Origin of the sequence: Kitasatospora sp. MMS16-BH015 (assembly GCF_002943525.1) — a bacterium.
Classification (GTDB): domain Bacteria; phylum Actinomycetota; class Actinomycetes; order Streptomycetales; family Streptomycetaceae; genus Kitasatospora.
In genome coordinates this window covers 8,621,269-8,642,823 of record NZ_CP025394.1, presented here as the reverse complement: position 1 = coordinate 8,642,823, position 21,555 = coordinate 8,621,269, and the positions used below count along the sequence as shown (strand labels likewise).

Below are 21,555 nucleotides of genomic sequence, written 5' to 3'. Positions count from 1 at the left end.
CGATGCCCGCAGCCCCGAAGAAGTACCTCGTCACCGCGCTGGCCTGGCTGCTCGCCGCGCTCTTCCTCGCCCCGTACCTGGAGATGGTGATCACCGCGGTCCGCCCGGCGGACGAGCTGCGCGACAACGGCTACCTGCCCCGGCACTTCGCCTGGCACAACTTCGTCGCGGTCTGGACCGACACCACCATCGGCACCAACCTCAAGGTCTCCCTGCTGGTGGCCGGCGGCTCCACCCTGCTGACCCTGCTGGTCGCGCTGCCCGCCGCGTACTACACCGCCCGAATGAAGTTCCGCGGCCGCACCGCGTACCTGCTGCTGGTCCTGGTCACCCAGATGTTCCAGCCCACCGCCCTCCAGGTCGGCCTGGCCAGGGAGTTCAGCTCGCTGGACATGATGGACTCCGACCTCACCCTGATCCTGGCCAACTCCGCCTTCAGCCTGGCCTTCGCGGTCTGGATCCTCTCCGCCTACATCTCCTCCATCCCGGCCGAGCTGGAGGAGGCCGCGATGATCGACGGCACCGGCCGGGTCGGCGCCCTCTTCAAGGTGACCCTCCCGCTCGCCCTCCCGGGCGTGGTGACCTGCGTGATCTTCACCTTCATCACGGCCTGGAACGAGTTCGTGATGGGCCTGATCCTGGTCAACTCCCCCTCCAAGCAGCCCCTCACCGTCGGCATCGACGCCATGATCGGCGCCTACCACCCGCAGTGGAACTACATGTTCGCCGCCTCCCTGGTCGCCATCGTCCCCGTCGTCATCCTCTTCGCCGCCATCGAACGCCACGTGGTCGCCGGCCTCACCGCCGGCTCCGTCAAGTAGCCGCCTCTCCCCCCAGCCCAGGGCCGCCGTCCACGGCCCTGGGCTCCCTCACGGCCGGCTACCCGAGGGCGCGGACCGCCGAGGCGGCTCCGTCAAGCGACCAGCCACCACCCCCCGGGTGGCAGCTCAGGGCGGTGTCGGCGGTGTCGGACTCGTTGCTGCCGGCGTTGAAATTGACGTTCGGGGTGTTGGGCAGCAGACCCATGTAGTACATGCCGGCCGAAGTCCACACGCACTGGTGCAGGTTGAGGTACCGGTGGGTGGCCAGGTCGAAGGACCTGACGGCGGAGTTGGCCAGTACCAGGTTCCAACCGCCGCCGCCGGGGGCGCAGTTCAGCTTGGTGTCGGGCGTGTCGGAGACATTGGTGCCGGCGTTGAAGTTGACGTTCGGGGTGTTCGGCAGGACGGCGGTGTAGTGCTGCCCGCCGGAGAAGTAGACGCACTGGTGCAGGTTCAGGTACCGGCCGGCGGTGAGGTCGAATGCCTTCACCGCGGAGTTGGCGAGCGCCTGCCGCCACGCCCCGTCCCCCGGCCCGCAGGAGAGCGAGGTGTCCGGCGCGTTCGAGACGTTGGTGCCGGTGTTGAAGTGGGCGTCCGCCGTGTTCGGCAGCACGTTCGTGTAGTGGCCGCCGCTGCCGTAGTAGACGCACTGATGCAGATTCAGGTACCGCTGGGCCAGCCGCGGCCCCGACGGCGCCGCGACGGCGGTGCTCCCGAAGACCAGGCCGACGGCCCCGGCGACCGCGACCACGACGAGGGAAAGCCTGCGCATGGCGTACTCCTCCTGAACTGGTGCCACCCGAAAGGGCGTTCACGCACCAAGCCATCCGCGCAAGGCCGACGGCGGTCCGTCAGCAGGCGAAGACACCCCGGACGGATCAATTGGCATACGAGATGCCTTAGGGCAGAACGGGGCGCATGCGAACGGTGGCCGCACGCCGGGCGTGCGCCCTGGGATCACCGGGTCGTTCGTGTACTCGGCCAGGTGGGTGGTGAGGGTCGACAGGGGCGCGAGTGGCGGGTGAGGCTGGAGCCCGAGAGCACCGTGAGTGACGTGGATCCGGCGGAGGGGCAGCCATGCGGTCGAGGATCACCAGGCACCTGGACTCCGTCCTGCCGATACTGCTGGTGGGCGTGCCGGCGGGGGTCGCGGCCGACGAGGTGGCGGAGCCGGGTGCCCCGCCGCCGGAGTTCAACTGGCGCGACTACACGGTGATGCTGCTGCACATCTCCGCGGAGATCGAACACTCCCTGATGGTGCAGTACCTGTTCGCCGCGTACTCGCTCGGCGGTCCGCAGGTGCCGCTGGAGCACCAGGCCAAGGTCCGCAAGTGGCAGGAGATCGTCCTCGGCATCGCCAAGGAGGAGATGGGCCACTTCCTGACGGTGCAGAACCTGCTCGCCTCCCTCGGCGCGCCGCTCAACCTCGACCGCGAGGACTACCCCTGGGGCACCGAGTTCTACCCGTTCCCTTTCACCCTGCGGCGCCTGACGCAGGCTTCGCTGGCCACCTACGTCTGCGCCGAGAGCCCCGCCGACTGGAGCGGCCCGGAGGCGGAGCGGATCAAGCAACAGGCCGGCTGCGCCGCCGGGCAGGACGTCAACCAGGTCGGTGCGCTCTACCGCCGGCTGGCCGCGATCCTGGCCGACAAGGAGCGGATCCCGGACACCGCGTTCCAGGCCGCGACCCTGCCGTACCAGGCCTCCTGGGACGAGTGGGGGCGCGGCTACACCCGGGGCGAGCGCGGGCAGGATTCGGGCAACGTGCCCGACGCCAAGGCCGCCGAGCTGCTGATCCTGGGGGTCCACTCGCGGGATTCGGCCCTGCTGGCGCTGATCCGGATCAAGGAGCACGTCGGCCGCAAGGTGCTCTGCGAGTTCACCAGGACCGCGGCCCCCACCCCGGTGCCGATCCCGACGGAGAAGGACGGGCTGGAGGCGGTCGAGCTGCTGGTCGACCCGCTGTTCGCCCGCAGCGGCGCGCTTGACGGCGGCGGGCCCGGCGGCGGGCCCAGCCCGGTACTGGACGAACACATGGTCCGCCCGGGCGAGCTGACCTGGGGCCTCTGCTCCCCCTGGCAGAACGACTACCGCGAATGCGCCTGCTACTACTGGGCCGCCAGCCGACCCGACTTCGTCAACGTCGAGACCGACGACCAGGGCACCAGCGTCGGCAACAGCTGGCTGGCCAAAGAGCGCGAGCCCAGGGAGTACGTGCTCGACGACCGCACCGACTCGCGGCTGCTCTCCTACGACGACCTCTTCCGCGACTGGCAGGGGAAGTTGGGCTTCGTCATCGACGGCCGCGACCACATCCCGGACGACGCCTCGGAGCCCGGGCCGGAGCAGGAGTGACCATGGACCAGCCCCTCGCCGCGGCCACCGCCCGGGAGCTGTTCCGGCTCTCCGCGCCCGCCTCCCCCGACCTCCACCTGCTGCGGACCGAGGTCGGCCACCACCTGCTGACGGTGAACGGCAGCCGGGTCTTCGACGTGGACGAGCCGACCTACCGCGCCCTCGACGACGCCCGGCACGGCGTCGACCCCACCGTCCTCACCCGGCTGCTGGACGGCCTGGGCCTGGGCACCCCTCCGTTGATCGACGACACCCCGCTCCCGCCACCGCCCGTCCGGGCACTCTCGCTCTCGGTCGCGCAGAAGTGCAACCTCGGCTGCACCTACTGCTACGCCCAGCAGGGCAACTTCGGCGGCCCCGACAAGAGCATGCCGGCGGACGCCGCGCTGGCCGCCGTCGACCTGCTCTTCCGGAGCGCCGCGCCGGGCGAGCGGGTGAACCTCTCCTTCCTCGGCGGCGAGCCGTTGATCAACCGTCAGGTGATCCGCACCGCCACCGAGCGGGCAGTCCGCCTCTCCGCCGACACCGGGGTGCCGGTCACCTTCTCACTGACCACCAACGGCACCCTGGTCACCCCCGAGGACAGCGAGTTCTTCGAGCAGCACGCCTTCGCGGTGACGGTCAGCCTGGACGGCGGGCCGGCGCAGCACGACCTGCTGCGCCCGTACCGGGGCGGCCGGGGCAGCTATGAGACGGTGCTGGCCAAGGTGCAGCCGCTGTTGGCGGCGCAGCGCCGGATGCAGGTCTCCGCCCGGGTGACAGTGACGCCGAGGAACCTCCGGCTGCGGGAGACCCTGGACGCCTTCGTCGGGCTCGGCTTCCACAGCGTCGGCTTCTCCCCGCTGCTCAACTCGCCGACCGGGCGGGAGGAGCTGTCGCTGCCGGAGCTGGAGGTGATGCTCGGGGAGATGACGGCCTGCGGCGAGGAGTTCGAGCGCCAGGTCGTCGCGGGCCGGCGCTACCCGTTCGCCAACCTGGTCAACGCGCTGCGCGAGATCCACCAGGGCACCCACCGGCCGTACCCGTGCGGCGCGGGCGCCGGCTACCTGGGCGTCTCCGCCGACGGCGAGCTGGCCGCCTGCCACCGCTTCGTCGGCGACCGGGAGGGCGCCATGGGCGACCTCGCCCGCGGGGTGGATCCGAAGCGGCAGCTGGCCTGGCTGAGCGAGCGCCACGTGCACCGGCAGTCCCCCTGCCAGGGGTGCTGGGCCCGCTACCTGTGCGGCGGCGGCTGCCACCACGAGGTGATCAGCCGCGGCCGGCCGGCCTGCGACTACATCCGGGGCTGGCTGCACTACAGCCTGGGCGCCTACAGCCGTCTGCTGGCCCGGCGCCCCGACTGGTTCTCCCCCGTGCCCGCCGCCCGGGTGGAGCGCTGAACCCCGCGGCGGCGCTCCCCTCCGCGCTGGAGACGGAGGTCTGCGTCATCGGCGCCGGTCCGGCCGGGTCCGTCTGCGCCAAGCGGCTGGCCGAGCTCGGCCACCAGGTCCTGGTGGTGGAGCGGCTCAGCTTCCCCCGCGCGCACGTCGGCGAGGCGCTCACCCCGGCGAGCTGGCCGCTGCTCGAGGTGCTCGGGGTCCGGGCGGCCGTGCAGGCCGCCGTGCGGACGGCCGGCTTCCGTGCCGTCACCGAGACGCAGGTGAGCTGGGTCGACCGCCGCCCCCGCACGGTCCGGCTGCCGCCGGGCGCGCCCGGCCTGACGGTGTGCCGGGCCCGCTTCGACCAGCTCCTGCTGGCGGCGGCCCGGTCGGCGGGCGCGCTGGTGCTCCAGCCGGCGACCGCGCGCAGGCCGCGCCGCACGGCCGCCGGCTGGGAGGTGCCGCTGCGCGCGGGCGGTGCCCAGGCCACCCTCCGGGCCCGGTTCCTGGTGGACGCGAGCGGGCGCGGCTTCGCCCTCGGCGGGGTCAAGCAGCCGAGCGGGCCCCGGCTACTGGCCCTGCACGGCCGCTGGCAAGGCGTGCCCGAGCAGGGCCCGGCCGGCCGGGTGGCGGCGGGGCCGGACGCCTGGTGCTGGGGTGCCCTGCTGCCCGACGGCGACTTCCGGGCGATGGCCTTCACCGATCCGGCCACCCTCCGCCGCTCGGGCCGCGCCGCCCTGGAGCACCTCTATCGCGGACTGATCGCGGACTCCGGCCTGTTGGCCGGTCTCCCCGCCGCCCACCCGGTCGGCGGCGTCTCCGTCTGCGACGCCTCCAGCTACGCCGATCCGGCCCCCGTCACGACCGACAGCATCAAGATCGGGGAGGCGGCTTTCGCCATCGACCCGCTCTCCTCCTCCGGCGTGGACAAGGCCCTGCAGACCGCGATGGCGGCCGCCATCACCGTCCACACCCTCCTGACTTCCCGTCAGGACCCGTACATCGCCATGGACTTCTACCTCCGGAGCCAGCAGCAGGCGGTCCGGCAGCACGCCGACTGGGCGGCGCACCACTACCACGAGCACCGACTCCACCGGTCCCGCCCGTTCTGGCAGCACCGCGCCCGCGTACCCCCCGAGCCCCCGGCCGTCCCGTCCTCCCAGCTCTCCCCGGACCGCCACCTCCGGCTCGTACCGAGCGCCATCCTCACCGCGCTCCCCTGCGCCGTGGGCGACCGAGTGGAGCTACGCCGAGCCCTGACCCACCCCAACCTCCCCCGCCCGGTCGCCTACCTGGACGGAATCGAACTGGCCCCTCTGATCGACCTGCTGGTCGACCCCCGCCGCCCGGCCGAGCTGGTCCGGCTCTGGAGCCGCCACCTCACCGTCGACCGGGCGGTCACCCTGGTCGACCGCCTGCACCGACTCGGGGTACTCGACCACGCCTGAGCCGTCGCCAGCCGGGTCGGCACCGATCGCGGACGGGTGCGCGCTGCTGCGGTAGGCGTACGGGGCGCCGTACGCCTACCGCCGACGCCCCAGCCGGGCGGTCAGCCCTCCGCGTTCCCGCTCGCCCGGCGGTCCAAGGCCTCCGCCGTGGCGGGGTACCTGGCGAGCAGCCGGTCCCGGAGCGACTGGGCCGGCGTGTCCTCGCCCACCGGCGGCACCTCGGGCTGCACCTCCTGGTCGCCGGCCGGCCCGCCGGGCTCACGCAACCGCGCCACCTCCGCCTCCAGCTCCGCGACACGGGCCTCGAGCAGCTGCACGTCCCGGGCCGCCTCCCGGTACCCCTCCTTGTGCCGCCTGGCGACCTCCGTGAGCGTGTCCACCCGGTCCGCGAAGGCATCGCGTTCGGCGGCGATCGGCCCCACCACGTGCCCGGCGACGACAGCCGCGATCCAGTCGACCCACTGGTTGATGCGCACGGCACCCGGTGCACCGATCAGTTCGGCATCCTGCAGACCGTCCAGCATGGCTGGTCGGATGGCATCGGCGATCCGCTGCTGCGGGCCGGGCTGCTCGGTCACAGCTGCTCCTCGGTGACGATGCGGACGGCGTCGCCGACCGCTCTGGTGCGGACGGCGTCTGGGAAGCGATCTTCCCATGCGCCGGCTCCCCCGCGTCGATGCGGGCAGGCCTGTCGGCCGGCCGATGCGTCCCGTGACGGCCTCGCGGGGGCGGCGGGCTGGTCGGCCGGCCGGGAATTGGATCACCGTAGACGGGGTTGCTGGGGGACGAAACGTCATTGGAGGGGTCATGCGAGCGATTCAGGTGTACGAAGTGGGCGGTCCCGAGGTGCTGCGGGAGGCCGAGGTGGACCAGCCCCGGCCGGGGGCGGGCGAGGCGGTCGTGGAGGTCACCGCATCCGGGGTCAACTTCCTCGACGTCTACCACCGCGAAGGCCGGTACAGCCGCCCGCTGCCCTTCACCCCGGGCGCCGAGGGCGCCGGCACGGTCGTCGAGGTCGGACCCGGCGTCACCGAGGTCGCCGTCGGGGACCGGGTCGGTTGGGTGGAGATTCCCGGCACGTATGCCGAGCGGGCCGTCGTGGACTCCTCCCGGCTGGTGCCGCTACCCGAGGACATCGACTTCGAGACGGCCGCCGCCGTACTCCTCCAGGGCATGACCGCGCACTATCTCGTCAAGGACGCCTACCCGGTGCAGGCGGGTGACACGGTGCTCGTCCATGCGGCCGCCGGTGGCATGGGCCTGCTGCTGACCCAGCTCGTCACCCGTCTCGGCGGCAGGGTGATCGGCACGACCTCGACCACGGCGAAGGCCGAGCTGGCGAAGCGTGCCGGGGCTGCCGAGGTGATCCTCTCCTCCGCGGTCGAGGATCTCGCGGCCGAGGTGAGGCGGCTCAACGGCGGTCAGGGGCTGCCGGTGGTCTTCGACGGCGTCGGCGCGCACACCTTCGATGCGAGCCTGGCCAGCCTGCGGGCCCGCGGCCATCTCGTGCTCTTCGGCGCGGCGAGCGGTGCCGTGCCGCCGTTCGATCCGATGCGGCTCGCCCACGGCGGTTCGCTGACCCTGATCCGGCCCAGCCTCGGGGACTTCATCGCCGACCGGTCCGAGCTGCTCCGACGGGCCGCCGATGTGTTCGAGTGGGTGCGCTCCAAGGCGCTCGAGGTCACCGTGACGGGCCGCTACGCACTGTCCGAGGCCGCCCGGGCCCACAGCGATCTGGAGGCCCGGCGCACCACCGGCAAGCTGCTCCTCGTACCCGGTGCGGCCCCCGTCGGACGCCCCGAGGAGACGCAGAGCTGATCGCGAGTGACGAGGTCGGGGATCTCGGATACCGAGATGTCCAGGGCATGGCCGAACGCCGTCGCCAGGATCCCCGACCCCGTCAGGTGCTCAGGAACAGACCGACCTGTCGCTCCATGCACCTCCGGAGCGTGGAGCCGAGCCGCCGACGTCACTCCGACGGGCGGCGCTGCAGTCCGCAGAGGAGCAGGTCGATCAGGCGCCGTGGCTCGTACTGCGGGTCTCCGCCGCCGATGCACAGGTTGCCGATGCCGCGCATCAGTTCGTAGGGCTGGATGCCGGCCCTGATCTCACCGGCATCGACCGCGGCGTCGAGCAGCCGCCCGCAGACCGGCAGCAGCCGGTCGAGGAAGTAGCCGTGCAGCGCGGCGAAGCCGTTGCTGTCCGACTGCATCGCATCGGCCAGTCCGTGCTTGGTGACCAGGAAGTCGGCGAAGAGGTCGATCCACTGGCGCAGCGCGATGAACGGGGAGGCGGCGCCGGCCAGCAGCTCCGGCCCCGCCTCCGCGCACTCCTCGATCTGGTGGCGGTAGACGGCCGTGACGAGATCGGCCCGGGTCGGGAAGTGCCGGTAGATCGTTCCCGTCCCCACCCCCGCCTTGGCCGCGATCTGGCGGATCGGCGCGTCGACGCCGGAGGCCACGAACACCTCGGCGGCGGCCGCGAGCAGCGCCTGCTCATTGCGGACCGCGTCGACCCGCCTGCTTCGGGCCGACGCCTTCCCCGCGGGGCTCTCACTGGACACGGCTCTCCCTCCGATACCCGTTGGCAAAACGGAACGTTGTTCCGGATAGTAAACGGGACAGCGTTCCGCTTCAGCTTAGTCGAAGCGGGGCGCAGCTGTCCCTTGCCCGCCGCCCCCCGATCGGGGCCGGCCGCGGCACCCACCCCAGTAGGGAGAACTGCTCGCCATGAGCGCATCCGCCCACACCGCACCCGTCCTGTCCTACAGCCCGGTGGTCCTGCCCGTACCCGGACGCCCCGTGGACCTGCAGGTCCGCGTCACCGCTCCCGTGTCCGGCACCGGTCTGCCCGTCATCCTGCTCTCCCACGGCCACGGCCCCTCGCACCACCTCTCCTCGCTGAACGGCTACGCACCGCTCGCCGACTCCTGGGCGGCCCAGGGATTCGTCGTCCTCCAACCCACCCACCTCACCTCCCGGAGCCTGAGCCACCTGGTCGCCGACGCCCCCGGCGCACCGGACTTCTGGCGCTCCCGCGCCGAGGACATGAGCCACCTCCTCGACCGGCTCGACGTGATCGAGCGCACCGTGCCGGGGCTCGCCGGACGGATCGACCACACCAAGACCGCCCTCGCCGGACACTCCCTCGGCGGCTTCACCGCGGCCCTCCTGCTGGGCGCCGGCCTCGACGACCCCGCCACCGGGAAGGTGGTGCACCTGCGCGAGCCGCGGATCAAGGCGGGCGTGCTGCTCGCCGCGCCCGGCAGGGGCGGTGACGCCTTCAACGGGCCCGTGGCCCGGCTCTGGCCGATCATCGGAGCCGTCGACTTCTCCACCATGACCACGCCCGCCCTGGTCGTCGCGGGCGAGAAGGACGACCCCCGGCACTTCACCGACCTGGGCCCGGACTGGCACGCCGACCCCTACACCCTCGCCCCCGGCCCGAAGTCCCTGCTCACCCTCTTCGAGGCGGAGCACGGTCTCGGCGGCATCGCCGGATACGACGCCGCCGAGACCACCGACGAGAACCCCGAACGGGTCGCCGCCCTCGGGCGGCTCACCGCCGCCTACCTCCGCAGCCGGCTCCACCCCGGCGACCCGGCCTGGCAGACCGCGTGCGAGGCGCTCGGCGCCGACCCCAGCCCGATCGGACGGGTCGAAGCGAAGTAGACCGCACGGCCGCACGGCTGCACGGCCGCACGGCGGACCCGCGACCGGTGCGCCCGGTGGTGACAGGTCAGCCGAGCCAGTGCTCCAACGCCCAGCGCCAGCAGGCGGTGTCGGCGAACCGGCCTGGGCCGGCACCGAAACGGGCGGGATCGCAGCCGGTGGCCTCGGCGAATCGCCGCAGCCGGTGCTTGACGGTGTTCGGGTGCACGTGGAGGGCCCGGGCGGTCGACGCGAGCCGGCCACCGTGGTCGAGGTGGGCCGCGGCGGTCTCGGCGAGCAGGCGGTGGGTGGCGTTCCCCGGGTCCAGCGCGGCCAGCAGCTCGACGGCAAGGAGCTCACCCATCCCCGGCACGGCGTCCACGGCGACCACCACGGCCAGCTCGGCGAGCCCGGCCCGGCCGGTGCGTCCACGCCGCCGACCGGCATCCAGCGCGGCCCGGCAGAGCCGGTAGGCGGCGGGCAGGCGACCGGCGGGGACGGCCGGAGCGGTCACCAGCAGCACGTCCGCCGCCAGGTCGCCCGCCGGCCGGCCGCGCGGCGCCACCACACCGCGCGGCGCCACCACACCGCGCGGCGCCACCACGCACAGCCGGCCCTCCACCAGCCCCGACACGCCGCCGCGCGGAGTCAGCTCGGCGGCGGCCCGGCGCACCTGCACCGGATCGCCCGACTCGGCGACCGCACAGTGGTACACGCCGTCCGCGGCGAGCCCGGCCGCAGCCAACTGCTCGACCGCGCCGTGCACCAGCACGGCGCGCAGGGCCAGCAGCCGTGCGGAGCGGCTGCCGGCCAGACTGGCGGCCGCCTCCCGGTAGGCGGCGACCAGCTGGTTCTGCAACTCGCCGACGTAGGCGTCGAGTTCGATCAGTGACTCGAAGAGCACCGTCGACGTCACGTCGGCGAGATCCAGCCGGGCCGCGATGATCCGCAGCGCGGCGGTCCGCCCGGCCAGGAAGCCGTCGAGCAGCGCGCCCAGCGAAACCCCTTGCGCCGCCCGGTCAGTGGCCAGCCGGGCGACCAACTCGGCGTGCTGCCGGGAGAGTCCGGAGCCGTCGACGAACGCGGCGGACACCACCCCGAGCAGCGCGGCGATGTGGCGTCGGACCTCCGGCTCGGGCAGCGCGGCCACCGGGTCCGAGGCGGTCCGGGCGGCGGCGACGACCTCCGCCAGCACCTCGGGGTCGGCCCGCATCCCCTCGACCACCCGTCGCAGCGCCGACCGACCGGCCCCCTCGCCCAATCCTCCCGTCACCCCTTCGGTCTCAGCGCCGGCCCTACCGGGACAGCGCGGTCAGCGCGTCCCCGGCCAGTTGGGCGGCCCGCTCGCGTTGCGGGAACACTCCCACCGGTACCCGGGCCAGCTCCTGTCCACTCGCGTAGTCCACCACCGAGACCTGACCGGCCTGGCTGAGCGAGACGAAGCAGTAGCGGTTGGCCGGCCCGGCGCTCACCGCCCAGTACGGCAGACTGCCGGCCGGGTAGTCGACGCGGCCCACCGTGGTGAGACCGGTGGTCTCGACCAGCGCGGTGTAGTCGTCGATGGTGCCGACGTCGCAGAGCCGGCTCTGGTCTCCGGAGAGTGCCAGGCCGTGGTGCGCGGAGTTCTTCGGGTAGTTGTCCGGGCTCAGGGCGCGGCCGGCGGGACTGAACGGCATCGGCACGGTGTCGGTGATCTTCGAGCTGTTCAGGTCGTACTTGACGAAGCCGTTGAAGTAGGACTGCTGGGCGTAGAAGGTGGTGCCGTCGGCGGCCAGCACGTTGGGCCGGATGCCGTGCGGGAACGACCAGGTCTGCACCACGTTCAGGCTTCGGGCGTCCACCTTGGTCAGCTGGAAGCCTCCCTTCATCCACTCCAGCGCCTGCGGGAACATGATCACGCCGATGCTGGAGTTGTAGATGTACCTGCCGTCCGGGGTGAAGTCGTTCTGGTGCGGGTACGTGCCGGTCGGGAAGCTGCCCACCACCGCGCCGGTGGCCGTGTCGAACACCTGGGCCTCGTTGGCGGTGGTGGCCGACACCACCCAGCGGGTGCCGTCCGGGGACAGCGCGGCGTGGTCGGCGTGGAAGCCGGCCAACCGGGTGTGCCACAGCTCCTGACGGGACGTCAGGTCGAAGGCGGCGGTGTCGTCCAGGTTGCCGCGCGACACGTAGAGGATCCGGCCGTCAGGAGACAGCGCGACGTCGTCCACGAACCGGTCGCCGCCCTCCTGCTGCTTGACGGCCGCGTAGCCGGCCCGCTGGATCAGGTCCATCTCGGCGAGCCGCTGCTGCAGGTCCGGGATCACGTCGAAGGTGCCGAGCACGGCGAAGGTCCGGGAGTCCAGGAAGGAGACGGTGCCGGACTGGCTGTTGCCGACCAGTACCACGCCGCGTAGGTCGGCCGTACCGGCGTGCGCGGTGGCGCTCGCCACCAGGGCGCCGGCCAGGGTCGCCAGCGCGACCGAGCCGTGCAGCAGACGTGCGCCCATCCGGCGTGCGGGCATCGTACGCTCCCCTCGTTCGGTCCAGGTCGCGTCAAGTCTGGGCCGACAGGCGGTCACGGGCCATGTCCAGGACGGCCAACGCCAGGGCCCGGCACTGGCGTTCGGGGACAACGCGCGGGCCGGAGCAGCCCGGCGCCGAGGTCGTCAGGTGCGGGCGAGCGTCTCCAGCGGCCGGGTGAGCAGCTCGGCGAACGCCAGCTCGGCGGCGCCGATCAGGACGGTGTCGGCGCCGAGTTCGCTGACCCGCAGCCGGAGCCTCTCCCGCACCGCCGCCAGGGCGTTGGTGTTGATCTGGCTGCGCACCTGCGCGGCGGATCCGAGGAAGACGTCCCGGAGGGTGCCGCCGAGGATGACCAGGTCCGGGTCGAAGAGGTTGACCACGTTCGCGATGCCGATCCCGAGCCAGTCCCCGACGCGGCGCAGGGCCTCCCGTGCGAGGACGTCTCCGCGGTCGGCGGCGTCCACCACCGACCGCACGGCCTCGACCCCGGTGACGCGGCCGTCCCGGCCGGCGGCCTCCAGGAGGGCGCGCTCACCCGCCTCGGCCTCCAGACAGCCGCGGGCACCGCAGCCGCACGGCCGGCCCCGGAACGGATTGACGGTCATGTGGCCGACCTCGCCGGCGTATCCGCGTTCGCCGCGCAGGAGTTCACCCTCGATGATCACTCCGGCGCCGATGCCGGTCTCGCCGTGCAGGTAGACCAGGTTCTGACTGCCGCGGCCGATGCCGCGCCGGTGCTCGGCGAGCGCACCGAGATTGGCCTCGTTCGCCACCAGGACCGGGACGTCCAGCCGGAGCCGCTCGGCGAAGGCACCGGCGAAGTCGACGCCCTTCCAGCCCGTGTTGGGGGTGAGGCCGACCAGCCCGTCGGGGTGGCGGACGATGCCGCGGACCGCCACGGCGACGCCGACGCACGAGCTGCCGGGCGGCGCGCCGGCCAGCAGCTCGTGGGCGAACCCGGCGAGCACGTCGGCCACCTGTGCCGGGTCCTGCGGCTGCCCGTCGGCCTGGCGGCACTCGCGCCGGTCCAGGAACACGCCGCCGAGTCCGATCAGGGCCACCGCCAGCCGCTCCACGCCCAGGTCCACCGCCAGGACGTGCACCCGGGTGGACTCGGGTCGGACGACCAGCGAGGGCCGCCCGGCCCGGCCGGTCTCCTGCGGCAGCTCCTCGCGGACCAGGCCGGCGGCCGTCAGATCGCCGACCAGGCCCAGGATGGTGCTGCGGTTGAGGCCGAGCCGGGTCGTCAGCGCGGCTCGCGAGGTCGGCCCGTCGAAGTGGACCAGGCGCAGCAGGGCCCCCAGGTTCTGCTGGCGGACCTCCTCCTGGGAAGGACCGGCTTTCATCGCGGCTGACTCTCATCGTCGGAACGGGCTCATCGTCGGGCGGTGCGGCGGCGGGACATGGCGTCCACACCGGCGGCCACCAGCAGTACCGATCCCGTGACAGCGTACTTGACGCCCGAGCTGTACCCCATCAGGCCCATGCCGTTCTGGATCACCGCGACCACCAGGCCGCCGAGCACGGCGTCGACGACGCGCCCGCGACCGCCGAACAGGCTGGTGCCGCCGATGACGGCGCTGCCGACGGCGAGCAGCAGGACGTTGCTGCCACCGGTGTTGGGGTCCACGGAGTTGCCCCGGGAGGCGGCGATGATGCCGCCGACGGCGGCCAGGCAGGAGCAGACGACGAAGGCGGAGGTCCGGATGAAGGCGACGTTGATCCCGGCCCGGCGGGCGGCTTCGGCACTGCCGCCCACGGCGTAGAGGTGCAGGCCGAAACCGGTCCGCTGCAGCGTGAACGTGCCGAGCAGGACCAGCGCCCCGATCACGGGCACCACGACGGGCACGCCCTTGAGGGAGCTGACGACGACGTTGCGGCTGCGCTCCTGGTCGAGCAGGTACACGGCCGCGCCGCCGAGCACGAGGACGGCACCGGTCCGCAGGGCGAGCAGCGCCACGGGGGTGCCGGCCAGGCCCCGGCCGATCCTGTCCCGGCTGCGGCGCAGCTGCAGGGCCGCGTACCCGGCGGCGCAGCAGGCCAGTAGGGCCCAGCCGAGGGCGGGGCTGAGGTTGTCGTTCGCGATGGCCAGGATGGTGGGGTCCTTGACGGAGACGTTGGTGCCCTCCTTCAGCAGGATCAGCACGACGCCCTGGAAGCCGAGGAACGCGGCCAGCGTCACCACGAAGGAGGGGATGCCGACCTTGGCGACGAGCGTGCCGATGAGCAGGCCGATGACCGCGCCGGTCAGCATGGCGGCGGCCACCGCGGCGTACCAGGGCCAGCCGTGGTCGGTCAGCAGGATGGCCAGGACGGCGGCGCAGACTCCGCTGGCGTAACCGGCGGACAGGTCGATCTCGCCGAGCAGCAGGACGAAGACCAGCCCCATGGCGATGGCGATGCTGCCCGCGCTCTGGGTGAGCAGGTTGGCGAAGTTCAGGTTGGACAGGAAGACCGGGCGCAGCAGGGAGAAGAACACGCACAGCACGACCAGGCCGGCGACGGCGGGGAGGGCGCCGAGCTCGCCCCCGCGCAGCCGGTAGAGGTAGCCGCGGCCGACGTCTCCCAAGCCGGCGGCGAGCGGCCGGCGCTCCCCGGGGTCGGACTCGGGCTTGCGGGGGGCGAGGGCGGCGGTCATGCGGTGGCTCCGTTGGGGGTGGTCGGGGCGCCCAGGTCGCCGCTGCGGCCCGAGGTGATCAGTTCGACGACCTGGGCGTGGGTCACGTCACAGGCCTTGACCTGGGCGGCCGTCCGGCCGAGGTAGAGGGCGGCGATCCGGTCGGAGACCGCGAAGACGTCGTTCATGTTGTGCGAGATGAGCACGACGGCCAGTCCGTTGTCGGCCAGCCGGCGCACGAGCTCCAGCACCTGCGCGGTCTGGGCGACGCCCAGTGCCGCGGTGGGCTCGTCGAGCACGACCAGCTTGCTGTTCCACAGCACCGCCTTGGCGATGGCCACGGTCTGGCGCTGACCGCCGGAGAGGCTGGAGACCTTCTGGCGCACGGACTTGACGGTCCGCACGGAGAGCCCTTCGAGGGTCGCGGCGGCCATCTCCTCCATGGTGGAGTCGTCGAGCACCAGCCCGCGGCGCTTCTCCCGCCCCAGGAACATGTTCTGCACGATGTCGAGGTTGTCGCAGAGCGCGAGGTCCTGGTAGACGATCTCCACGCCGAGCGCGGCGGCGTCGCGCGGACTGTGCACCTGGACGGGCCGGCCTTCGAAGAGGTACTCCCCCGCGTCGATGGGGTGGATCCCGCCGATGCACTTGACCAGCGTCGACTTGCCCGCGCCGTTGTCGCCGACGAGTGCCGTGACCTCTCCCGCGTGGGCGCTGAGCGCGACGTCGTGCAGGACCTGGACGGGGCCGAAGCTCTTGTCGATCCCGCGGAGTTCGAGCGTCGGTGTTTCTGTCATGGGTGCGGCTCCTGGGGATGAGCGGAGCGGGCCTTGACCGCCGACGGTCAGGGCCCAGGTCCGGGTGCCTACTTGATGCCGGCCTTGGTGCACAGCGCCTCGAAGGCGGCGGTGCACAGCTGCGCCTTGGTGACGTAGCCGTCGCCGACGACGTCCTGGATGTTGTCCTTGAAGACGGCCTCGGGGGCCAGCAGCACCGCCGGCACGTCACGCTTGCCCGTCGGGTCGTTGACGGTGGCGCCGGTCTGGCTCTTCTTGCCGCCCGCCAGCTCCACCGCGAGGGCGGACGCCGCGTCGGCCTCCTTCTTCACGGCCTTGTAGACGGTCATGCACTGGTCGCCCGCCAGGATGTTCTGCAGGCCCTGCACGGTGGCGTCCTGACCGGTGATCGGCACCTGCCCGTTGCGGTGGTTCTTGCGCAGCACGGCGATGGCCGCGTTCGCCAGCCCGTCGTTGGCCGCGAGCACTCCGGCGACGTCGGGCCGGCTGGTGTACATCTGCTCGAAGATGGTCTGGGCCTGGCCGTTGTCCCAGTCGGGCACCGACTGGTCGGGGCCCTTGGTGTACTCCCCGGCGGCGTACTTCGGGTCCAGCACGCCGTTGTAGCCGGCGGCGAACAGGGTGGCGTTGTTGTCCGTCGGGGAGCCGTTGAGTTCGGCGACGACGGGGTTCTTCGCACCCTTCTCGGTCAGGCACTTCGCCAGGCCCTCGCCCTGGAGCTTGCCGACCTGGGTGTTGTCGAAGCTGACGTAGTACTGGGCGGAGCCGCCGAGGGTGAGCCGGTCGTAGTCGATGGTGGCCACGCCCTGGGCCTTGGCCTTGTCGAGGACGGCCTTGCCGGTGCCGCTGTCCAGGTTGACGATGACCAGCACGTTCACCCCGCTGGTGATCATCTGGTCGGCGATGGTCTGGAACGCCTGCTTGTCGCCCTCGGCGTTCTGGATGTCGTAGTCCACGCCGGCCGCCTTGAAGGCCGCGGCGAGGTACGGCCGGTCCGCGGTCTCCCAGCGGACGGACGACTTGCTGTCCGGCAGGATCACCCCGATCTTCGGCTTCTTGCCGCCCGCCGGGCCGGCCGCGGAGCCCGAGGAACCGCAGGCGGTGACGGTGGTGGAGAGCAGGGCCGCTGACACGGCAGCGGTGGCGAACAGGAGTCCCTTGCGCATGGGCAGGGTCCTTTCGAGGCGTGTCCGACCAGCGCCGGACGTGCGGCTGACGAAGGGTGGGGAAGGGCGTGGGCATGCGGCGGGGAAGCAACCGGTCCCATTTGTTGTGTGCGACAACATACGGCCTACGGTGAGGCCCGCCAACCCCTCGCGCCGACCCTTCGTGCGCAACGCTCGAATGAGCCGGGCCCGGCCGGGCAGCAGGGTGCCGAGGTGCGCCGCACGCTCGACTCCGCCCGGGCGCAGGTGGACTCAGCAGGCGCGGCGCCGGTACCCGCCGTCCCCGGCCGGGACGACGTCGCGGTCCCGCAGGACCACCGACAGGCGCTTGCCCCACGCCTCGCACGCGGCGGCGAGCCCCTCGGCCTGGTACTCGATGACGAACACCCGGTCCTCGTACGCCTCGGCGTAGGCGCCGCACTCCTCGTACTGCCCGCACTCCTCCGCGACCGCGAAGTCGAAGCCGAGGCCGCGCCCCTGCCGCGCCAGACCCGCGGCGTTCTTCTGACCGATCGCCAGACCGTGCGCGTGCGCCCGGTCGACGAGCAACGTGCCGAACGCCAGGTCGTCTTCGGCGCTCAGGTGCCCGTCCGACCGCTCGTGGGAGTCGAGGTTGTCGGCCTCGACCGCCTGGAACCCGGCCGCGGCGCAGCCGTCGATCCACTCCCCCACGATCCCGGCCAGCCGTTCGCGCTTGGCGGCCGTGGAGACGTCGAACAGGGCCTCGTGCCAGCCCTGGTCCAGGACCAGTGCGTCACCGGAGCGGAGCAGCAGGTCGGGGTGGTGGGCCTGCCACCAGTCGGTGGCGTCCGGCTGGGCTTGGAACGCGTTCACGTAACAGATGTTGTACAGGCCGGGCGCGGGCTGCGCGGCACGGTCACGGGAGACCGCCCGCACCCCGGGAGGCGGCGGGTAGGCGCCGCCGATCTGGTAGTCGAAGGAGATGCCGGGCTCGGGCAGCACCGGCGAGCCCGCACCACCGGCCTTCGCGCTCGTCCTGGCCGCGGCCGACCGGTCCGGCACGGCGGTGTCCTCGCCGTCGGACGCCGAGCATCCGCTCGCTCCCGCGGCGAGCAGACCGCAGAGGGCCACCGCCGTCAGCGCGCGGTGCAGGGCCGGGCGGATTCGGTCGGCCACGGTCCGGCTCTCCTGTCGATCTGTGCTCAAGCGCTCGGCCGGCGACCGAGGACTGCCCCGGGCCCGGGGTCGTAGCGACGCCGCCACCTGGGACGCCCCGTACGCGGCCCCCGGTTCCTGTCCTGCCCGGGGCAGCCGCCGGCCGGGCAGGACAGGGTCCGGTGAGGAGGTGCGGTGGTCAGCCGAGTTTCCACTGCTGGTTGCTCTGCCCGTTGCAGGCCCACAGCTGGACCGGCGCGCCGTTCGCCGTCGACGCTCCGCCGACGTCGAGGCAGAGCCCGGACTGGACGCCGGTGACGGTGCCGTCGGCGTTCCGGCTCCACTCCTGGTTGGGCTGTCCGTTGCAGGGCCAGGTGATCGCCTTGGTGCCGTTGGCGGTGCCCTTGCCGCTGGCGTCCAGGCAGAGCCGGCTGCTGCCGGAGTACACCGTCAGCTGGCCCGAGGAGGTGGCCGTCCAGGTCTGGTTCGCGGCGCCGGAGCAGGAGTAGATCTGCACCTGACTGCCGTTGCCGGTACTGGAGTTGGGCACGTCCAGACACTTCCCGGCGCCGATGGCGTGCAGCGGTCCGCTGCCGGCGCCGCCGGAGCCGGGGCTGTAGCCGGCCGCCGCGATGTCGGCCTGGACGGCGTTGTCGGTGGCGTCGGACGGGTAGCCGCTCACGACGGCGCCCTCGTAGAAGGTGCCGAGGCTCTGGTTGGTGTTGGTGGCGCAGCAGTCGCCGCCGCTGCCCAGGATGACGGCGCCCTGCTGCTTCATCGGGCTGTAGCCGGGCGGGAGCGCGCCGTTCCAGAGCGTCGTGAGGCCTCCGGACTGCGCGTCACCGCCCTTGAGCGCGAACTGGGAGGTGCCGTTGTTCTTCAGCATCGCGGTGACGTAACGGCTGGTGAAGGCCCGCTGGTTCTGGTTCCACGACTGGCTGCCGCCGGAGTACAGGCCGTACTCCAGGTCGGCCTGCACCCACGGGCCGGTCCCCGAGCAGCCGCCGAACCAGCAGCTGGTGCCGAAGTAGATGGCGTTCATGGCGCCCGCACCGTCCGCCTTGCGGTCCGTCTCGCTGTTGCCGTAGTCGAAGCAGCAGCCGCCGTTGACGTGGGTGCCGCTGGTCACCATGTACGCGCCCTGCGGGGCGCTGCCGAGCGGCATCCCGGAGGCGTGCCCGTCGTGCCAGTAGCTGTTCCCGGGGTTGATGTAGAGCGAGTACGCCTTGGCGCCGCCGACGGTGAGGGCCTCGCTGGTCGCGCTGGCCGGGGTGTCGCTCCCGCCGGCTCCTCCGGGGCCCTGGTAGGCGAGGTCGTTGCCGTGGCCGGACTGGTCGAAGACCACCGTGATCACGCAGGAGGTGCCCGCGCAGAAGGCGTCCTGGCCGGCCGCGTCGGCGACGCCGCCGGCACTGGCCACACCGACGTTCTGTGTCCTGCCGTCCGAGCTCCGCCGGACTTGGTAGAGCGCTCCGCCGTACGCGGCGTAGAGCGCACGGGTCGTGGAGTGTGCGGCCACACAGGGGGTCCCGCCTGCCGCGTAGAGGTCACACGGGCCCGCGGTGGCGGCCTGCGCACTGCCGGCGAAGGATCCCGCACCGGTGAGAACGCTCACAATCAGCAAGATGGTGGCGGCCACGCAGGTCAGCCTGCCGAGCCGCTGGTGCGGTGGAGCCACTAGCCCCGGCCGTCCTGCCGGGCCTTGACTGTCGTGCATCTGATGCTCCTTCCGTCGTGTCGGGCGAACGGGGCGTCAGACGGCCCACTGCTGGTTGGTCTGGCCGTTGCAGGTCCACAGGTCGATCAGGGCGCCGTTGGCGGTGGACTTGGCGGTGACGTCGAGGCAGAGCCCGGACTGGACGCCGGTGATGGTGCCGTCCGCGTTCACCTTCCACTGCTGGTTGGCCTGGCCGTTGCAGCTCCAGATCTCGACCTTGGTACCGGGCGAGGTCTGGCCGTTGTAGGCGTCCAGGCACAGCTGGGTGCCGCCCGAGACGACGGTCAGCTGGCCGGAGGCGGTACGGGTCCAGGTCTGGTTCGGCTGGCTGTTGCAATCCCAGATCTGCACCTGGGTGCCCGGGGTGGTGGTCGAGTTCGGCACGTCCAGGCACTTGTTCGCGCCGACCGCGCGCACCGGGCCGGTCTGGTTGCCGCCGCCGCTGGTGCCGCCCGCGACGCGGACCATGGTGGTGCCGTGTGCCGGGACGGAGGCGCTGATGGTGCCGGTGGTGGTCGACGTCGCGCCGGACCACAGGTCGGTGAGGCCGTAGCTGGATGCCCCGGTCTTCCCGATCGCGGCGGCGGAGGTGGTGATGGTCGCGGTCGAGCCGGTCTCGTTGAACAGGGCCACCGAGACGTCGCCGTTCGCCAGCGGCTTGGCCAGCACGTCGAGACCGCCGGCGGAGGAGACCAGGGTGCCCTGCTTGCCGAGCGAGTCCTGGTCCACCGCGATCACCCGGGAGTTGGTGAGCGTGGCCAGGGTGGCCGCGGAGGCCGAGGCGACGTTGGTGCCGGCGATCAGCGGGGCCGCCATCTCCGCCCACAGGCTGAACTCCGAGCGGGCCTCGGTGTCGGTGAGCGGGCTGTTGCCGACCTCGAGCATGTCCGGGTCGTTCCAGTGGCCGGGCCCGGCGTAGGCCGCCAGGTTCACGTTGCTGTGGAAGATCGAGAGCATGCTGCCGTAGCTCGCGTTGATGTCGCCGGTGGTGCGCCAGCTGTTGCCGATGTCGGCGCCCCAGGTCCACACGCTGTCCTCGCCCCAGCTGCACAGGCTGAACAGGATGGGCCGGCCGGTCGCGGCCAGGGCGTCGCGCATCGTGGTGTACCGGGTCTGCGCGGGCACCTTGCTGCCGTTGGAGCAGGTGTTCTGCGCACAGCCCGGCCCCGCGTAGCAGTTGTCGTACTTCAGGTAGTCCACGCCCCAGTCGGCGAAGCTCTGCGCGTCCGTGGTCTCGTGGCCCAGGCTGCCCGGGAAGCCGGCGCAGGTCTGCAGCCCGGCGTCCTCGTAGATGCCCAGCTTCAGCCCCAGCGAGTGGACGTAGTCGGCGGTGCCCTTGATCCCGTCCGGGAACTTGCTCGCGTCAGGCACCAGGCGCCCGTCGGAGCCCCGGGCATGGGTCATCCAGCAGTCGTCGATGTTGACGTACTGGTACCCGGCGCCCTGCATGCCGTTGTTGTGCATGGCCAGCGCCGTGCTCTTGATCAGCGGCTCGGAGACGTTGCAGCCGTAGGCGTTCCAGTCGTTGAAACCCATCGGCGGCGTGAGCGCCAGGTTGTTGCCCAGCGCGGCGGCCGGCGGGGCGGCGACCACGGAGAGCAGCGGAATCGCCAAGGACAGGAGCAGGGCCGAGAGGACGCAGGCAAGCGTCCTGCGCAGGTTCGCGTGGAGCATCGTGGTCGCCTCCTGGTGGGTGGGGTGGTGGAGGTTCTTCGTGGGCATGACAAGCATGCAGTTGGGGCACTGCACGTCGACCCTCCGGTGCAACCCTGATTGTTAGCGCTAACAATCAGGGGTAAAAAAGATCACCGGAGTGAATGCCCCCAGTGTTGGCCAAGGGGGAGCTTCCAGCACCCTGAGCACACTGTCAACCCTTCTCGCAGCAATGCGCATCACCCACTCCGCGCGTGTGGCTGGCGGCCATCGCCCACCGTCCGACTTCTCCCGACCCCACGAATCCAGGGGTTCTCCACCTGTCGCAACGTCAATTCCCGCTGTCGGCACC

At 72.2% G+C, this 21,555-nt stretch carries 18 protein-coding genes; 6 read left to right on the top strand and 12 right to left on the bottom strand.

Annotated elements, in window-relative coordinates:
- Positions 1-2 precede the first annotated feature (2 nt).
- Positions 3-821 carry a carbohydrate ABC transporter permease gene (locus CFP65_RS37190; protein ID WP_104820303.1) on the top strand — a complete coding sequence of 273 codons (819 nt, stop codon included), beginning with the start codon at positions 3-5 and terminating at the stop codon, positions 819-821.
- A 58-nt stretch (positions 822-879) separates the two neighbouring features.
- Here the strand turns inward: CFP65_RS37190 and CFP65_RS37185 are convergent, their stop codons facing one another.
- A complete protein-coding gene (locus CFP65_RS37185) occupies positions 880-1,593 on the bottom strand; it encodes a hypothetical protein (protein WP_104820302.1) in 714 nt (237 codons plus the stop codon).
- A 305-nt stretch (positions 1,594-1,898) separates the two neighbouring features.
- On the opposite strand from CFP65_RS37185, the gene CFP65_RS37180 reads away from it, so the two are divergent.
- The 3 genes from CFP65_RS37180 to CFP65_RS37170 are packed head-to-tail and all read left to right on the top strand — an operon-like array spanning position 1,899 to position 5,982.
- On the top strand, positions 1,899-3,176 hold the full coding sequence (locus CFP65_RS37180; RefSeq protein WP_104820301.1) for a ferritin-like domain-containing protein: 1,278 nt from the start codon (positions 1,899-1,901) through the stop codon (positions 3,174-3,176).
- Positions 3,177-3,178: 2 nt separating this feature from the next.
- The gene (locus CFP65_RS41630) at positions 3,179-4,555 is read left to right on the top strand and encodes a radical SAM/SPASM domain-containing protein (protein WP_104820300.1); all 1,377 of its coding nucleotides are present in this window, start codon (positions 3,179-3,181) and stop codon (positions 4,553-4,555) included.
- Positions 4,444-5,982 carry an NAD(P)/FAD-dependent oxidoreductase gene (locus tag CFP65_RS37170; protein WP_254553257.1) on the top strand — a complete coding sequence of 513 codons (1,539 nt, stop codon included), beginning with the start codon at positions 4,444-4,446 and terminating at the stop codon, positions 5,980-5,982. Before CFP65_RS41630 ends, CFP65_RS37170 begins: the two co-directional genes overlap by 112 nt.
- A 101-nt stretch (positions 5,983-6,083) precedes the next feature.
- On the opposite strand, the gene CFP65_RS37165 is transcribed toward CFP65_RS37170, so the two are convergent.
- Complete coding sequence (locus CFP65_RS37165) at positions 6,084-6,560, bottom strand: hypothetical protein (protein WP_104820298.1); 477 nt, start codon at positions 6,558-6,560, stop codon at positions 6,084-6,086.
- A 229-nt stretch (positions 6,561-6,789) separates the two neighbouring features.
- On the opposite strand from CFP65_RS37165, the gene CFP65_RS37160 reads away from it, so the two are divergent.
- Entirely contained in the window at positions 6,790-7,800 is a 1,011-nt protein-coding gene (locus CFP65_RS37160) for a quinone oxidoreductase (protein ID WP_104820297.1), read from the top strand.
- Between the two features lie 151 nt (positions 7,801-7,951).
- Here CFP65_RS37160 and CFP65_RS37155 read toward each other — a convergent pair whose 3' ends face one another.
- On the bottom strand, positions 7,952-8,545 hold the full coding sequence (locus CFP65_RS37155) for a TetR/AcrR family transcriptional regulator (protein ID WP_104820296.1): 594 nt from the start codon (positions 8,543-8,545) through the stop codon (positions 7,952-7,954).
- Positions 8,546-8,711: 166 nt separating this feature from the next.
- Between CFP65_RS37155 and CFP65_RS37150 the strand changes: the two genes are divergently transcribed.
- Complete coding sequence (locus CFP65_RS37150) at positions 8,712-9,653, top strand: chlorophyllase (protein ID WP_104820295.1); 942 nt, start codon at positions 8,712-8,714, stop codon at positions 9,651-9,653.
- 67 nt (positions 9,654-9,720) lie between these two features.
- On the opposite strand, the gene CFP65_RS37145 is transcribed toward CFP65_RS37150, so the two are convergent.
- From CFP65_RS37145 to CFP65_RS37105, 9 genes are all read right to left on the bottom strand, one after another.
- Entirely contained in the window at positions 9,721-10,905 is a 1,185-nt protein-coding gene (locus tag CFP65_RS37145; RefSeq protein ID WP_158702560.1) for a helix-turn-helix domain-containing protein, read from the bottom strand.
- A gap of 22 nt (positions 10,906-10,927) precedes the next feature.
- Complete coding sequence (locus CFP65_RS37140; protein WP_217368227.1) at positions 10,928-12,121, bottom strand: YncE family protein; 1,194 nt, start codon at positions 12,119-12,121, stop codon at positions 10,928-10,930.
- A gap of 159 nt (positions 12,122-12,280) precedes the next feature.
- Complete coding sequence (locus CFP65_RS37135) at positions 12,281-13,483, bottom strand: ROK family protein (RefSeq protein WP_104820292.1); 1,203 nt, start codon at positions 13,481-13,483, stop codon at positions 12,281-12,283.
- A gap of 29 nt (positions 13,484-13,512) precedes the next feature.
- Positions 13,513-14,775 (bottom strand): sugar ABC transporter permease, encoded by a 1,263-nt coding sequence (locus CFP65_RS37130; protein WP_104820291.1) that lies wholly within the window; start codon positions 14,773-14,775, stop codon positions 13,513-13,515.
- Positions 14,772-15,551: an ATP-binding cassette domain-containing protein gene (locus tag CFP65_RS37125; protein WP_104820290.1), complete on the bottom strand. Its 780-nt coding sequence runs from the start codon at positions 15,549-15,551 to the stop codon at positions 14,772-14,774. Before CFP65_RS37125 ends, CFP65_RS37130 begins: the two co-directional genes overlap by 4 nt.
- Positions 15,552-15,619: 68 nt before the next feature.
- On the bottom strand, positions 15,620-16,717 hold the full coding sequence (locus CFP65_RS37120; RefSeq protein ID WP_104820289.1) for a sugar ABC transporter substrate-binding protein: 1,098 nt from the start codon (positions 16,715-16,717) through the stop codon (positions 15,620-15,622).
- A gap of 252 nt (positions 16,718-16,969) precedes the next feature.
- The gene (locus CFP65_RS37115; protein WP_254552765.1) at positions 16,970-17,854 is read right to left on the bottom strand and encodes an endo alpha-1,4 polygalactosaminidase; all 885 of its coding nucleotides are present in this window, start codon (positions 17,852-17,854) and stop codon (positions 16,970-16,972) included.
- Between the two features lie 178 nt (positions 17,855-18,032).
- A complete protein-coding gene (locus tag CFP65_RS37110; protein ID WP_104820288.1) occupies positions 18,033-19,550 on the bottom strand; it encodes an arabinofuranosidase catalytic domain-containing protein in 1,518 nt (505 codons plus the stop codon).
- Between the two features lie 36 nt (positions 19,551-19,586).
- Positions 19,587-21,224 (bottom strand): ricin-type beta-trefoil lectin domain protein, encoded by a 1,638-nt coding sequence (locus CFP65_RS37105; protein WP_104821399.1) that lies wholly within the window; start codon positions 21,222-21,224, stop codon positions 19,587-19,589.
- Positions 21,225-21,555 lie beyond the last annotated feature (331 nt).

Coding starts and splice junctions, on each gene's coding strand:
- CFP65_RS37190 (WP_104820303.1), top strand. CDS start 3: ATGCCCGCAGCCCCGAAGAAGTACCTCGTCACCGCGCTGGCCTGGCTG.
- CFP65_RS37185 (WP_104820302.1), bottom strand. CDS start 1,593: ATGCGCAGGCTTTCCCTCGTCGTGGTCGCGGTCGCCGGGGCCGTCGGC.
- CFP65_RS37180 (WP_104820301.1), top strand. CDS start 1,899: ATGCGGTCGAGGATCACCAGGCACCTGGACTCCGTCCTGCCGATACTG.
- CFP65_RS41630 (WP_104820300.1), top strand. CDS start 3,179: ATGGACCAGCCCCTCGCCGCGGCCACCGCCCGGGAGCTGTTCCGGCTC.
- CFP65_RS37160 (WP_104820297.1), top strand. CDS start 6,790: ATGCGAGCGATTCAGGTGTACGAAGTGGGCGGTCCCGAGGTGCTGCGG.
- CFP65_RS37150 (WP_104820295.1), top strand. CDS start 8,712: ATGAGCGCATCCGCCCACACCGCACCCGTCCTGTCCTACAGCCCGGTG.
- CFP65_RS37140 (WP_217368227.1), bottom strand. CDS start 12,121: ATGGGCGCACGTCTGCTGCACGGCTCGGTCGCGCTGGCGACCCTGGCC.
- CFP65_RS37135 (WP_104820292.1), bottom strand. CDS start 13,483: ATGAAAGCCGGTCCTTCCCAGGAGGAGGTCCGCCAGCAGAACCTGGGG.
- CFP65_RS37130 (WP_104820291.1), bottom strand. CDS start 14,775: ATGACCGCCGCCCTCGCCCCCCGCAAGCCCGAGTCCGACCCCGGGGAG.
- CFP65_RS37125 (WP_104820290.1), bottom strand. CDS start 15,551: ATGACAGAAACACCGACGCTCGAACTCCGCGGGATCGACAAGAGCTTC.
- CFP65_RS37120 (WP_104820289.1), bottom strand. CDS start 16,717: ATGCGCAAGGGACTCCTGTTCGCCACCGCTGCCGTGTCAGCGGCCCTG.
- CFP65_RS37110 (WP_104820288.1), bottom strand. CDS start 19,550: ATGCACGACAGTCAAGGCCCGGCAGGACGGCCGGGGCTAGTGGCTCCA.
- CFP65_RS37105 (WP_104821399.1), bottom strand. CDS start 21,224: ATGCTCCACGCGAACCTGCGCAGGACGCTTGCCTGCGTCCTCTCGGCC.